This window comes from Streptomyces blattellae (assembly GCF_009709555.1).
In the GTDB taxonomy this organism is placed as follows: Bacteria; Actinomycetota; Actinomycetes; order Streptomycetales; family Streptomycetaceae; genus Streptomyces; species Streptomyces blattellae.
In genome coordinates this window covers 15,615-30,302 of sequence record NZ_WJBG01000189.1, presented here as the reverse complement: position 1 = coordinate 30,302, position 14,688 = coordinate 15,615, and the positions used below count along the sequence as shown (strand labels likewise).

Sequence of the window (14,688 nt, the reverse complement as noted above, 5' to 3'; positions counted from 1 at the left end):
CGCCGATGGTACTGCAGGGGGGACCCTGTGGGAGAGTAGGACACCGCCGAACAAAATTTGAAAGGGTTGGACCCGGAACTTCAGTTCCGGGTCCAACCCTTTTTTGTTCTGAGTCACTTGAAGTTCACGTTGCGCACCCAGCATCCGTAGCATGGGTACTGCTGCAATGCTCCGGGCTGCCGGTGTCGGAGTCGGTGACGAGGTCGTCGTCCCGGCGTTCGGGAACGTGGAGGTCGCCGAGGCCGTGGCGACGGCCGGTGCGGTGCCGGTGTTCGCCGATATAGACCCGGTGACGTACTGCCTGGACACGTCCGTGGTCGAGGCGGCCGTAACTCCGCGGACGGTGGCCCTGGTTGTCGTACACCGCTTCGGTCGGCCGGCGGACATCGCGCGGCTGTATGGGCTCGGGCAGCGGCATGGGCTGCTGGTGCTGGAGCAGGGGGAGTCCGAGGCGCCGTATGACGAAGTTGCTCAGCGCAGGGAGCGCGCTTCCTATCTCGATGCGAAGTTGCGGGGTGTGCAGACGCCCGATGGTGGTGTCGGGCACACCTACCAGCAGTACGTCGTGCGGGTGCCGGGGAACGGGCGGCCCGACCGGGACGTCTTCGCTCGGGCCTTGCGGGCCAGGGGAGTTGAGTGCCGTGTGCCGGTGAAGACGCCCGTGCATCGGCTGCCGGAGTTCCGTCGGTGTGTCTCTCTTCCGGAGACCGAGCGGGCCGCGGACGAGACGCTGGCGCTGCCTGTGGACGCGTCGTTGACGAAGCGGGACATGCATCGAATAGTGTCAGCGTGCAACGCCCTGGGGGGACTGCTTCAGCCCGCCTTCTGAAGGGAAGAGCGTGGTTGGGAGCAGGAGTCTGTTCAGGGTATGATCTATTTCGTCGCCGTGAGGGAAGCCTCCGGGAAGGCGACAGGCCCCTATAGCTCAGTCGGCAGAGCGTCTCCATGGTAAGGAGAAGGTCAACGGTTCGATTCCGTTTGGGGGCTCCAGTGAAAGGCCTCCCGCCCATCGGCGGGGGGCCTTTTTGCTGTTGTCCTAGTCCTTGTGGAGTCCCGGGACTCGCATCGCCAGGATCGCCATGTCGTCGGACGGGGCGTCGGATGCGAAGCGCTCCACGGCGCGCATGATGCGAGCCGCGACGGCGCCGGCCGTGAGGCCCGTGCAGGTCGTGAGGACGTCGGTGAGGCCGTCGTCGCCCAGCATGCGGGTGCCCTCGCGGCGTTCGGTGACGCCGTCCGTGACGCACAGGAAAACGTCGCCGGGGTCCAGGGTGACCGTCTGCTCGTACAGTTCGAGATCCTCCATGACGCCGAGGAGCGGCTGGGGTTCTGCGGCCGGTTCGACCGTGCCGTCCTGGCGCAGGCGGAGGGGTAGCGGGTGGCCGGCGCAGACCACCTTCAGTTCCGCGCTGCCGTCGTCCTGCGGGCGCATCTCGCCGTACAGGAGGGTCAGGAAGCGGCTGCGGGCGCCCTCGTCGAGGATGGCGGAGTTCAGGCGCTCCAGTACCGCCGGGCCGCTCAGGCCCTCGCGGGCGAGCAGGCGCAGGGCGTGCCGGGCCAGGCCGGTGACCGCCGCCGCGTTCGGGCCCGTACCGCAGACGTCGCCGATGGCGAAGCCGTAGGCGCTGTCGGTGATGGGGAAGAGGTCGTAGAAGTCGCCGCCCACCTCGTTGCCCTCGCCGGCTGCGCGGTAGATGACCTCGACCTCGACGCCGTCGATCTCGGGGAGTTCGGGCGGCAGGAGGCTGCGCTGGAGGGACTGGCTGATGGCGGTGCGCTCGGAGTAGAGGCGGGCGTTGTCCAGGGCCAGGGCGGCTCGGCGGGACAAGTCCTCGGCCAGCTCCAGGATTTCCTGGCGGAAGTGTTCGTCGGTCGGCTTGCCGAGCGTCAGCATGCCGATGACTCGATTGCGGGCCACGAGGGGCAGGACCACTGTCTCGCCGCCGACCGCTGAGGCCGTGGCCAGGGTCGGGCCGATGCCCGAGCTGACGCGCGGGAGGGGCTCGCCCAGGCCGAGGCTGCGCATGGACGTGCGCAGCGCCGCCTGGTGTGCGGCCTCGGCGGGGGCCGACCAGACGCGGGCGCCGGGCGTGGGCACGGGATCCGGCGGGGCGACCTTCGAGAGCAACGACTTGATGCCGTCGATGAGTTCCTCGTCCTCGTGCAGGACGTACGACAGGTACGGCTCCGAGGCCTGATCGGCGATCGTGTAGACCGCGCACCAGGTGGCCAGGGTCGGGACCGTCATCTGGGCCATGAGGGCGAGTGTCTGGTCGCGGTCGAGCGTGCCGGCGAGCAGGTCGGAGGCCTCGACCAGGAAGCTCAGCGAGCCTCGGCGCAGGCGCTCCAGTTCACCCAGACGGGCCGACTCGACGGCCAGCGCGATGCGGTCCGCGGCGAATTGGAGGCGCAGTGCCTCCTCGTTGGAGTATCTGCCGGGGGCCTCCGCGGCGACGCCCAGGGAGCCGGTGAGGCGGCCCTCGACCTTCAGCGGGACGGTGACGACCGAGCGCATGCCCGTGCCGCTCAGCAGGGGTACGGCGCCGGGGACCATGGTGAGGTCCTCGTGGACCGCCGGCATGCGGGCCGAGCCGTAGCGGCCGGGGCCCGCCTCGACGGGGACGCGGGCGAAGCGCTGGCGGGCGGAGGGCAGGCCAGTGGAGGCGCGGACCTCCAACTCCGTTTCGTCGTCGGTGGCGAGGAGCAGGAACGCGCTGTCGCCGTCGAGCATGTCGCGGGCGCGTTCCACGGTGCGCTGCAGGAGGCCGTCGAGGTCGTCCGGGGCCGGGGAGCCGATGAACACCTCGAAGGGGTCGGTGCTCTGGCCGTCGGCGGAGGTGGCGGAGTCGGAAGCGGGCAGGCGCGACGGTGTCTGCAGGACGGCGCGTTCGTGGTTCCGTACGAGCAGGCAGACCGTGGACGGCTCGCCGCTCGTGTCGCGGACCCTGAGGTGGGAGGCGTACACCGGGGTCACCCGTCCGTTGGCACCGCGGATGCCGTAACTGCCTTCCCAGCGCGAGAGTTGGAGCGCCTCCGCGATGCCGGTGCTGGTGCCTGGGGTGTGCGGCCAGGCCGCGAGGTCGGTCAGGGGCTTGCCGGTGACCTGTTCGGAGGCGTAGCCGAAGAGTTCCTCGGCGTCCTCGTTCCAGGCGGTGATGGAGCCGCTGCGGTCGATCTGGACGACGGCGACGCGGACGCGGCCGTCGGCGAGCGGCAGGAGGTCGGCGGGGAGCGAGGGGCCTGCCGCGCGGGTGCCCACCGCGCGCTCAGGGAGGTCTAGTTGGAACCAGACCTGCTTGTGCGTGGGTGTGTACTCGACGCCCCAGCGGCCGGCCAGCGCCGCGCACAGCTGGAGGCCGCGCCCGCCCTCGCGGTCCGGGCTGCCCATGTTGACGGCCGAGCCCTGGAGCGGGATCTCGCGCTCCGGATAACGGTCGGCGACTTCGATCCGGACGCCGTCGTCACTGCGCAGGCACAGGACGTCCGCGGAGGTGCCCGCGTGGACGACGGCGTTGGTCACCAGTTCGCTGGTGAGGACCACGGCGTCGTCGACGATGTCGGCGAAGCCCCAGCCTTGGAGTGTGTCGCGGACGAAGGAGCGGGCGACCGCGACCGATCGCCCGACGGGCTCGAAGCTGGCGGCCGCGCGCGCGGTGATCACAGAACTCCTCGACCGGTTGTCGACGTGCAGGGCTCCGTGGCCGACCGGCTCCCGTCGCGTTTGCGACGGCAGGCCGTCGGTCGGCCGGGGGTCCGGGGGATGTCCCCCCGGGATCAGTCCGGTGGTCATGGTGCGGCCGCCCCTCCGATGCCCGCTCGTACTCGTGCCACCGCCCAGGCCGGACGGACCGGCGCGGCTGGACAGCCGCATGCAAGGTTACTTACCTTCCCCGTCCATGCGGATGCCGGTCTGCAGTGTTTCCGTCCGGAGGGTGTGCGGACGGTGTGGGAAGCTGCCGAACTGTTATGGCCGGGTTCAGCGAGGGTGAAACACTGGGCAAGCTTCTTGTGAAGGTCCGGGCAGGCAGAGTGAGATCCGCTCACGGCGGGCAGCAGCCCCAGGTGTGGCCTGGTATATCCGGCAGGAATACGCAGTAGTAACTGGTACGCCGAGCAGTAGCACGCGAGCACAGCAGTAACGGTCGACCCCTGCGGGAGGGACAAGTGGAGTCTGGCGCAGCGACGCGGGGCACTCATACGCGCGCGAAAGGCGGACAGTCCCTGAGCAAACAGCGCAAACCGCGTGGTGGGACCACCACGCTGGACACAGCCGCCCTGGACAGACTGCTGGCGGCTCTCGTGTCGATGCGGGACGGGAACTTCCGCAAGCGACTCACGGTGTCCGGGGACGGCGTGATGTCGGAGATCGCCGCGGTCTTCAACGAGGTGGCCGACCGCAATCTGCATTTGACGGGTGAGCTGTCGCGCGTGCGACGCATGGTGGGGCGTGAGGGAAAGCTCACAGAACGGCTGGAATCGGGCGCCTGTGAGGGCTCCTGGGCGGCGGCCATCGACGCCTCGAACGCCCTGGTCGACGATCTCGTACGACCGGTCTCCGAGGTCGGCCGGGTGCTCTCCGCGGTGGCGGAGGGCGATCTGTCGCCGCGTATGGAGCTGCGGACGCAGGCGCCGGACGGCACCGCGGGGCAGCCCTTGCGAGGGGAGTTCCTGAAGGTCGGGCGGACGGTCAACAATCTGGTCGACCAGCTGTCGACGTTCACCGACGAGGTCACGCGTGTGGCCAGTGAGGTCGGGACCGAGGGCAAGCTGGGCGGGCAGGCCCAGGTGCGCGGTATGTCGGGTTCGTGGAAGGACCTCACGGATTCCGTCAACACGATGGCGTACCGGCTGACGGCCCAGGTGCGGGACATCGCGCTGGTGACGACCGCGGTGGCGAAGGGCGACTTGTCCCGGAAGGTCACGGTTCATGTGGCCGGCGAGATGCTGGAACTCAAGAACACCGTCAACACGATGGTGGACCAGCTGTCGTCCTTCTCCTCCGAGGTGACGCGAGTCGCGCGCGAGGTGGGCACCGAGGGCGAGCTGGGCGGGCAGGCGCAGGTGCCGGGTGTGGCCGGCGTGTGGAAGGACCTCACCGATTCGGTGAACCTCATGGCCGGCAACCTGACGGCCCAGGTGCGCGGCATCGCGCAGGTCACGACGGCGGTGGCCAACGGCGATCTGTCGCGGAAGGTGACGGTGTCGGCGCGCGGCGAGGTCGCGCAACTCGCCGACACGATCAACCAGATGACCGAGACGCTGCGGATTTTCGCCGACGAGGTCACCCGTGTGGCCAACGAGGTCGGTGCCGAGGGGCGGCTGGGCGGCCAGGCGAATGTGCCGGGCGCCGCGGGGACGTGGAAGGACCTGACGGACTCCGTCAACACGGTCTTCCGGAACCTGACCACCCAGGTGCGGGACATCGCCGCCGTGACGACCGCCGTGGCCAGCGGCGACCTGTCGCAGAAGGTCACCGTCGACGTGGCGGGCGAGATGCTGGAGCTGAAGAACACCGTCAACACGATGGTGGACCAGCTGTCGTCCTTCGGTTCCGAGGTCACGCGTGTGGCGCGGGAGGTCGGTGTCGAGGGTGAGCTGGGCGGGCAGGCGCAGGTGCCGGGGGCGGCGGGGACGTGGAAGGACCTGACGGACTCTGTCAACACCGCGTTCCGGAATCTCACCGGACAGGTGAGGAACATCGCCCAGGTCACCACAGCGGTGGCCAACGGTGACCTGTCGCAGAAGGTCACCGTGGACGTCTCCGGCGAGATGCTCCAGCTGAAGAACACCGTGAACACGATGGTGGACCAGCTGTCGGCCTTCGCGGATCAGGTGACCCGGATGGCGCGGGACGTGGGCACGGAGGGTCGGCTGGGCGGACAGGCCGTCGTACCGGGCGTGTCCGGTACGTGGAAGGAGCTCACCGACTCCGTCAACTTCATGGGCGGCAACCTCACCTCGCAGGTGCGGCAGATCGCCCAGGTGACGACGGCGGTGGCGCGGGGTGACCTGTCCCAGAAGATCGACGTCGACGCGCGCGGCGAGATCCTGGAGCTGAAGAACACCATCAACACGATGGTCGACCAGCTGTCCGCCTTCGCCGACCAGGTGACCCGGGTCGCCCGCGAGGTGGGTACGGAGGGCCGCCTCGGCGGGCAGGCGCAGGTGCCCGGCGTCGCCGGCGTCTGGCGTGACCTGACCGACTCCGTGAACGGAATGGCAGGAAACCTCACCGCCCAGGTGCGCAACATCGCGCAGGTCGCGACGGCGGTGGCGCGGGGTGACCTGTCCCAGAAGATCACCGTGGACGCGCGCGGCGAGATCCTGGAGCTGAAGAACACCCTGAACACGATGGTCGACCAGCTGTCGTCGTTCGCGGAGGAGGTCACCCGGGTCGCCCGTGAGGTGGGTACGGAGGGCCAGCTGGGCGGTCAGGCCGAGGTGCAGGGCGTCTCCGGCACCTGGAAGGACCTCACCCAGTCCGTGAACTTCATGGCGAACAACCTGACCATCCAGGTGCGTCAGATCGCCGAGGTCACGACGGCTGTCGCCAAGGGCGACCTGTCGAAGAAGATCACCGTCGACGCGAAGGGCGAGATCCTCGAACTCGTCACCACCGTGAACACGATGGTCGACCAGTTGTCGTCCTTCGCCGAACAGGTGACCCGCGTGGCCCGCGAGGTGGGCACCGAGGGCATCCTCGGCGGCCAGGCGCATGTGCCGGGCGTCACCGGCATCTGGAAGGACCTCAGCGGCAACGTCAACCTGATGGCCAAGAACCTGACCATGCAGGTGCGGAACATCTCCCAGGTCGCGGCGGCCGTCGCCAACGGCGATCTGACCCGGACGGTGACGATCGAGGCGCGGGGTGAGGTCGCGCAGCTCGCGGACACCTTCAACACCATGGTGAAGACGCTGAGTTCGTTCGCCGACCAGGTCACCAAGGTGGCCCGCGAGGTGGGCACGGACGGCATCCTCGGCGGGCAGGCGCACGTACCGGGCGTGGCCGGCACGTGGAAGGACCTCACCGAGTCCGTGAACCAGATGGCGTCCAACCTGACCGGTCAGGTGCGGAACATCGCCCTGGTCACGACCGCCATCGCCAAGGGTGACCTGTCCAAGAAGATCGACATCGACGCCCGCGGTGAGATCCTGGAGCTCAAGACGACGATCAACACGATGGTCGACCAGCTCTCCTCCTTCGCCGAGGAGGTCACCCGAGTCGCCCGCGAGGTGGGCACGGAAGGCCAGCTCGGCGGTCAGGCACGCGTGCGTGACGTCGACGGCACCTGGCGCGACCTCACCGAGTCCGTGAACGAAATGGCAGGAAACCTCACTCGGCAGGTGCGTGCCATCGCGCGCGTGGCGACCGCGGTGACCCGTGGCGACCTCAACCTGAAGATCGACGTCGACGCTTCCGGCGAGATCCAGGAACTCCAGGACTACATCAACAAGATGATCGCCAACCTGCGCGACACCACGATCGCCAACAAGGAGCAGGACTGGCTCAAGGGCAATCTCGCCCGGATTTCCGCGCTCATGCAGGGCCGCCGCGACCTCGACGACGTGGCCTCGCTGATCATGAGCGAGCTGACGCCGGTGGTCTCCGCGCAGCACGGCGCGTTCTTCCTCGCCATGCCGCTGCTCGACGGCAAGGACATCAGCGGGGACCAGGAGGATGCGTACGAGCTGCGCATGCTCGGCTCGTACGGCTACTCGATGGGCTCCATGCCTACGTCGTTCCGGCCCGGTGAGGCGCTGATCGGGACGGCCGCCCAGGAGAAGCGCACGATCCTCGTGGAGAACGCGCCGAGCGGCTATCTGAAGATCTCCTCGGGGCTCGGCGAGGCACCGCCCGCGCAGGTGATCGTCCTACCGGTGCTGTTCGAGGGCAAGGTGCTCGGCGTCATCGAGCTGGCCTCCTTCACTCCCTTCACGCAGATCCAGAAGGACTTCCTCAACCAGATCGCCGAGATGATCGCGACCAGCGTCAACACCATCTCCGTCAATACCAAGACCGAGGTGCTGCTGAGGCAGTCGCAGGAGCTGACCGAGCAACTCCGTGAGCGGTCGGCGGAGTTGGAGAACCGGCAGAAGGCCCTCCAGGATTCCAACGCCGAACTGGAGGAGAAGGCCGAGCTGCTGGCCCAGCAGAACCGCGACATCGAGGTCAAGAACACCGAGATCGAGGAGGCGCGGCAGGTCCTGGAGGAGCGTGCCGAGCAACTCGCCGTCTCCATGCGCTACAAGAGCGAGTTCCTGGCGAACATGTCGCACGAGTTGCGTACGCCGCTCAACTCGCTGCTGATTCTGGCCAAGTTGCTCGCCGACAACGCGGACTCCAACCTCACCCCCAAGCAGGTGGAGTTCGCCGAGACGATCCATGGCGCCGGCTCCGATCTGCTCCAGCTGATCAACGACATCCTCGATCTGTCGAAGGTCGAGGCGGGCAAGATGGACGTCTCGCCGACGCGTATCGCGCTCGTCCAGCTCGTCGACTACGTGGAGGCCACGTTCCGCCCGCTGACCGCGGAGAAGGGCCTCGACCTGTCCGTACGGGTGTCTCCGGAACTGCCCGCCACGCTGCACACCGACGAGCAGCGGCTGCTTCAGGTGCTGCGCAATCTGCTGTCCAACGCGGTGAAGTTCACCGACTCCGGGTCGGTCGAGCTGGTGATCCGGCCGGCCGGCGCGGACGTCCCGCTGGCGATTCGCGACCAGCTCCTGGAGACCGGCTCGCTGCGTGACGCGGACGCGGATCTGATCGCGTTCTCGGTGACCGACACGGGCATCGGCATCGCGGCCAGCAAGATGCGGGTGATCTTCGAGGCGTTCAAGCAGGCGGACGGCACGACCAGCCGGAAGTACGGCGGGACCGGCCTGGGGCTGTCGATCTCGCGGGAGATCGCCCAACTGCTCGGCGGGGAGATCCACGCGCAGAGCGAGCCGGGACGCGGCTCGACGTTCACGCTGTATCTGCCGCTGCACCCGAGCGAACTGCCGCCGCAGGGCTACCAGCAGGGGCTGCCGGCGCTGGAGGCCGGCGATCTGGTGGTGTCCGCGTCCCTGGCCGCGGCCGACCTGTCGGAGCTGTCCGAGGTGGAGATCGAGACGCCGGCCGAGGTGAAGTCGTACCGCGAGACGCAGAACGGCGCCGCCGCGCTCTTCCGGCGCCGGCGCAGGGCCACGCCCGTCGCGCCCGAGCAACTGGGGCAGGCGGCGCAGGAGCGCTGGCCCGCCGCGGACCAGGACGCGGCGACACGGTCGCACCGGGGCATCCGGTTCGGCGGGCAGAAGGTGCTGATCGTCGACGACGACATCCGCAATGTCTTCGCGCTGACCAGCGTCCTGGAACAGCACGGCCTGTCCGTGCTGTACGCGGAGAACGGCCGTGAGGGCATCGAGGTCCTGGAGCAGCACGACGATGTGGCGGTCGTCCTGATGGACATCATGATGCCCGAGATGGATGGGTATGCGACGACGACGGCGATCCGCAGGATGCCGCAGTTCGCCGGGCTGCCGATCATCGCGCTCACCGCGAAGGCGATGAAGGGCGACCGGGAGAAGGCGATCGAGTCGGGCGCCTCCGACTATGTGACGAAGCCGGTCGACCCCGACCATCTGCTGGCGGTGATGCAACAGTGGATGACGGAGGAGTGACGGGAACCGTCGGGCCGCGAGGCGAAGCGGCGGGGAAGTAGTGGGGACCTTCGGTGTTCACCCGGAGTTGCTGACTCAGTGTGGCCGAAGCCGTGTAGAAGTACGGGATACGGGGAACCTTCTGGTCTCCTGCTGCGTTTCTGCTACGTGCACAGTGACATCGCGGTGACAGGGTGTGGCGACAGGCAGGGTGCGGCTACCATGACCGGCACAAGGACGGACGGCGCAAGGGAGTCGTCCCCTGGGGCGGCGCGCACCGGCGCCACCCCAAGTCCTGAGGACAGGGGAGGCCCCAAGCCGGGGCGAGGAGGGCGGGCCATGGTGCAGAAGGCCAAGATCCTCCTGGTCGATGACCGGCCGGAGAATCTGCTGGCGCTGGAGGCCATCCTCTCCGCGCTCGATCAGACGCTGGTGCGGGCATCGTCCGGGGAGGAAGCGCTCAAAGCACTGCTCACGGACGACTTCGCGGTCATTCTGCTGGATGTCCAGATGCCGGGCATGGACGGTTTCGAAACCGCCGCGCACATCAAGCGGCGAGAACGGACCCGGGACATCCCGATCATCTTCCTCACCGCCATCAACCACGGCCCGCATCACACCTTCCGCGGCTATGCGGCGGGCGCGGTCGACTACATCTCCAAGCCCTTCGACCCGTGGGTGCTGCGCGCGAAGGTCTCTGTGTTCGTCGAGCTCTACATGAAGAACTGCCAACTCCGGGAGCAGGCGGCCCTGCTGCGGCTCCAGTTGGAGGGCGGCGGGGGCAAGACCGCGGTCGGCGAGGCGAAGGAGCCTGCCGGGCTGCTCGCCGAGCTGTCGGCGCGGCTCGCGGCCGTGGAGGAGCAGGCCGAGGCGCTGTCCAAGCAACTCGACGACGAGTCCGCGGACGCGGCGGCGGTGGCCACGGCCGCCCATCTTGAGCGCAAACTCACCGGCCTGCGCCGGGCGCTGGACGCCCTGGAACCGGGCACGGGCAGCGGAGCCCCGTCGGTGCCCTCGCAGAACTGACGCCCGCCGCAGACGCCGTTGTGCCTGCGTGCACATGGCGTTTGAGCGCGCGTCAGTTTCCCGCCCCGGCAAGCGCGACACGAACGGGTGAAGCACTGGGCACACGTGTCCCCTGTCGTCTCCACCGGTAATCTCACACCTATGGCCTCACGTCCCTCCGCAGCCAAGAAGCAGCCCGCGAAGAAGGCTGCCGCTTCGGCGAAGGCTCCGGCGAAGAAGGCCGCCGCCAAAAAGGCCCCGGCGAAGAAGGCGCCCGCCAAGAAGGCCGCGGCCAAGAAGCCCCCGCCCAAGCCGGCGCCGAACCCCACCGGGGGCATCGTCTGGCTCGTGCGAGCGATCTGGCTCGGCGCCGCGCACGCCGTGGGTGCGGTCTTCCGGGGCATAGGGCAAGGCGCGAAGAACCTCGACCCGGCGCACCGCAAGGACGGCATCGCCCTGCTCCTGCTCGGACTCGCGCTGATCGTGGCCGCGGGCACCTGGTCCAACCTGCGCGGTCCGGTCGGTGATCTGGTCGAAGTTCTGGTCACCGGCGCCTTCGGCCGCCTCGACCTGCTGGTGCCGCTGCTGCTCGCCCTGATCGCCGTGCGCTTCATCCGGCACCCCGAGCAGCCCGAGGCCAACGGCCGCATCGTGATCGGCCTGTCGGCGCTCCTCATCGGTGTGCTCGGCCAGGTCCACATCGCCTGCGGTTCGCCCGCGCGCAGCGACGGCATGCAGGCCATAAGGGCCGCCGGCGGTCTCATCGGCTGGGGCGCGGCGACCCCACTGACGTATGCCATGGGCGAGATGCTCGCCGTGCCGATGCTCGTGCTGCTCACGATCTTCGGGCTGCTGGTCGTCACTGCGACCCCGGTCAACGCGATTCCGCAGCGGCTGCGGCTGCTCGGCAGGAAGCTCGGGCTCCTCCACGACCCGGCCGATGACGAGGACGAGGACGAGTACACCGACGACGAGCGCTACGACGACCAGTGGCGGGAAGCGCTGCCCGCGCGTCCGCGCAGGCGTGGACCCAAGCCCGAGGCGTACGACCCCGACAGCGCGGAGCAGGAGGCCCTCTCGCAGCGTCGCGGTCGCCCGCGGCGCTCCGCGGTGCCCCAGCCCGCGATGGACCGGCAGATGGACGCCGTGGACGTCGCGGCCGCTGCCGCTGCCGCGCTGGACGGTGCCGTCATGCACGGCATGCCGCCCTCGCCGATCGTCGCCGACCTCACCCAGGGCGTGAGCGTCGGCGACCGCGAGGAGGCCACCCCGACGCCGGCGCCGGTCCCGGCCGCGCGGCCGAAGCAGGAGAAGCTCAAGACGGGCGTACCCGATCTCACGAAGGCCGCCCCAGGCGAGATCCGCGACCTGCCGCCGCGCGCCGAGCAGCTCCAGCTCTCCGGAGACATCACCTACTCCCTGCCGTCGCTCGACCTGCTCACGCGGGGAGGCCCCGGCAAGGCGCGCAGCGCGGCGAACGACGCCATCGTCGCCTCGCTCACGAATGTCTTCTCCGAGTTCAAGGTCGACGCGGCCGTCACCGGCTTCACGCGCGGGCCGACGGTCACGCGGTACGAGGTCGAACTCGGCCCCGCCGTGAAGGTCGAGCGGATCACCGCGCTGACGAAGAACATCGCGTACGCCGTCGCCAGCCCGGACGTGCGGATCATCAGCCCGATCCCCGGCAAGTCGGCGGTCGGCATCGAGATCCCGAACACCGACCGCGAGATGGTCAACCTCGGGGACGTCCTGCGGCTCGCGGCGGCCGCCGAGGACGACCATCCGATGCTGGTGGCCTTCGGCAAGGACGTCGAGGGCGGCTACGTCATGCACAACCTGGCGAAGATGCCGCACATGCTCGTCGCCGGAGCCACCGGTTCCGGTAAATCGTCGTGCATTAACTGCCTGATTACGTCCATCATGGTCCGCGCGACTCCCGAGGACGTACGCATGGTCCTCGTCGACCCCAAGCGCGTCGAGCTGACCGCCTACGAGGGCATTCCGCATCTGATCACGCCGATCATCACCAACCCGAAGCGGGCCGCCGAGGCGCTCCAGTGGGTCGTACGGGAAATGGACCTCCGGTACGACGATCTGGCGGCGTACGGCTATCGGCACATCGACGACTTCAACGCGGCCGTGCGCGACGGCAAGGTGAAGTCGCCCGAGGGCAGTGAGCGGGAGCTGCAGCCGTACCCGTATCTGCTGGTGATCGTCGATGAGCTCGCCGACCTGATGATGGTCGCGCCGCGGGACGTCGAGGACGCGATCGTGCGGATCACGCAGCTCGCGCGCGCGGCCGGCATCCACCTGGTGCTGGCGACGCAGCGGCCGTCGGTGGATGTCGTGACCGGTCTGATCAAGGCCAATGTGCCGTCGCGGCTGGCCTTCGCGACCTCGTCGCTGGCGGACTCGCGGGTCATCCTCGACCAGCCCGGTGCCGAGAAGCTGATCGGCAAAGGTGACGGGCTGTTCCTGCCGATGGGGGCGAACAAGCCGACCCGTATGCAGGGCGCCTTCGTGACCGAGGACGAGGTCGCGGCCGTCGTCCAGCACTGCAAGGACCAGATGGCGCCCGTCTTCCGGGACGACGTCACCGTGGGCACCAAGCAGAAGAAGGAGATCGACGAGGAGATCGGCGACGACCTCGATCTGCTGTGCCAGGCGGCCGAGCTGGTCGTGTCGACGCAGTTCGGGTCCACCTCGATGCTCCAGCGCAAACTGCGGGTCGGTTTCGCCAAGGCCGGGCGGCTGATGGACCTCATGGAGTCCCGCGGCATCGTCGGCCCCAGCGAAGGCTCCAAGGCACGTGACGTTCTTGTGAAACCTGAGGACCTGGATGGCGTGCTGGCCGTGATCCGTGGGGAGTCTGACGGGTAGGAACCAGGTCGCAGTGGTCATCTTGCGTGCGGATGCGCGGCGGGCCGATGCTCAACCGTGACCCACGCGTAAGGGATCATTGAGCAACCGTTTCCCTTTGGCGTACGTCAAGTTGAGGGAAGCGAAAAGCTTGCGCCCCACCATCGGGATGTCCGGCCATTCCGATGGCGTACAAAGTCCCACCGCCCGGTTGCCCCACCCTTTCGCACCCCCCCTAGACTGAACCTCCAGCACAGGTGGCTACACGCTCGAAAGGCGCCCCCGTGTCCATCGGCAACTCCCCTGAAGACGAGCGTCCGTTCGAAGACGACCGTGAGGAAGCCCGCCCTTCGATCGGTCGTGCCCTTCAGCAGGCACGCATCACGGCCGGGCTGACCGTCGACGATGTCACCAACGCCACCCGGGTCCGCCTGCCCATCGTGCACGCCATCGAGGCGGACGACTTCGCGCCCTGCGGCGGAGACGTCTACGCCCGTGGTCACATCCGGACCCTGGCCAGGGCCGTCGGTATCGACCCGGCTCCGCTGCTCGCCCAGTACGACGCCGCGCACGGCGGGCGGCCGGAGCCGACCGCGCCGGCCCCGCTCTTCGAGGCGGAACGCATCCGCCCCGAGCGACGCGGGCCCAACTGGACCGCGGCCATGGTCGCCGCGATCGTCGCCGTGGTCGGCTTCGTCGGGTTCACCGCGTTCAGGGGCGGCGATGCCGAGGGCGACGCCAAGACCCAGGTCGCCGAAGGTTCCACGCCCGCGACCAGCAACACCGCCTCGCCCACGCCGGCCAAGCCCAACGACCCCGAGCCCGACCCGACGGACAGCGCCATCGCGGCAGCGCCCCAGGACAAGGTGACCGTCCGGGTCAGCGCCGTCGACGGCCGCAGTTGGATCTCGGCCAAGGACCACAACGGCCGGCTCCTCTTCGACGGTCTCCTCAGGCAGGGTGAGTCCAAGACCTTCCAGGACAGCGAGAAGATCAACCTCGTCCTCGGCGACGCCGGCGCGATCCAGCTCTACGTCAACGGCAAGAAGATCGACGAGGACTGGCAGCCGGGGGCGGTCGAGCGGCTGACGTACACGAAGGGCGATCCGCAGGCCGGATGAGCGGTCCGAGTCCGTCTCGGGGTGGCGCATTTTCGACAGTCCGCATTTTGTCGGCAGTCTGCCT

6 protein-coding genes and 1 tRNA gene are annotated in these 14,688 nt (G+C 68.7%); 6 read left to right on the top strand and 1 reads right to left on the bottom strand.

Annotated features, from left to right (window positions below):
• Positions 1-166: 166 nt before the first annotated feature.
• Both GFH49_RS24980 and GFH49_RS24975 read left to right on the top strand, forming a co-directional pair.
• Positions 167-829: a DegT/DnrJ/EryC1/StrS family aminotransferase gene (locus GFH49_RS24980; protein ID WP_155058326.1), complete on the top strand. Its 663-nt coding sequence runs from the start codon at positions 167-169 to the stop codon at positions 827-829.
• An 85-nt stretch (positions 830-914) separates the two neighbouring features.
• Positions 915-990: transfer RNA gene (locus GFH49_RS24975), tRNA-Thr, on the top strand.
• A gap of 46 nt (positions 991-1,036) precedes the next feature.
• On the opposite strand, the gene GFH49_RS24970 is transcribed toward GFH49_RS24975, so the two are convergent.
• Positions 1,037-3,790 (bottom strand): SpoIIE family protein phosphatase, encoded by a 2,754-nt coding sequence (locus tag GFH49_RS24970; RefSeq protein ID WP_155058325.1) that lies wholly within the window; start codon positions 3,788-3,790, stop codon positions 1,037-1,039.
• A gap of 374 nt (positions 3,791-4,164) precedes the next feature.
• Between GFH49_RS24970 and GFH49_RS24960 the strand changes: the two genes are divergently transcribed.
• The 4 genes from GFH49_RS24960 to GFH49_RS24945 all read left to right on the top strand — a co-directional run bounded on the left by GFH49_RS24960 (position 4,165) and on the right by GFH49_RS24945 (position 14,624).
• Positions 4,165-9,660, top strand: a complete 5,496-nt coding sequence (locus tag GFH49_RS24960; protein WP_155058324.1) for a HAMP domain-containing protein — start codon at positions 4,165-4,167, stop codon at positions 9,658-9,660.
• Positions 9,661-9,978: 318 nt separating this feature from the next.
• A complete protein-coding gene (locus GFH49_RS24955; protein WP_155058323.1) occupies positions 9,979-10,665 on the top strand; it encodes a response regulator in 687 nt (228 codons plus the stop codon).
• Positions 10,666-10,806: 141 nt separating this feature from the next.
• Complete coding sequence (locus GFH49_RS24950; RefSeq protein WP_155058322.1) at positions 10,807-13,524, top strand: DNA translocase FtsK; 2,718 nt, start codon at positions 10,807-10,809, stop codon at positions 13,522-13,524.
• Positions 13,525-13,787: 263 nt separating this feature from the next.
• Positions 13,788-14,624 (top strand): helix-turn-helix domain-containing protein, encoded by an 837-nt coding sequence (locus GFH49_RS24945; protein ID WP_155058321.1) that lies wholly within the window; start codon positions 13,788-13,790, stop codon positions 14,622-14,624.
• Positions 14,625-14,688 lie beyond the last annotated feature (64 nt).

What these genes read in the sequence shown, in the direction of transcription:
- GFH49_RS24955 (WP_155058323.1), top strand. Translation starts at nt 9,979, where the DNA reads ATGGTGCAGAAGGCCAAGATCCTCCTGGTCGATGACCGGCCGGAGAAT.
- GFH49_RS24980 (WP_155058326.1), top strand. Translation starts at nt 167, where the DNA reads ATGCTCCGGGCTGCCGGTGTCGGAGTCGGTGACGAGGTCGTCGTCCCG.
- GFH49_RS24950 (WP_155058322.1), top strand. Translation starts at nt 10,807, where the DNA reads ATGGCCTCACGTCCCTCCGCAGCCAAGAAGCAGCCCGCGAAGAAGGCT.
- GFH49_RS24970 (WP_155058325.1), bottom strand. Translation starts at nt 3,790, where the DNA reads ATGACCACCGGACTGATCCCGGGGGGACATCCCCCGGACCCCCGGCCG.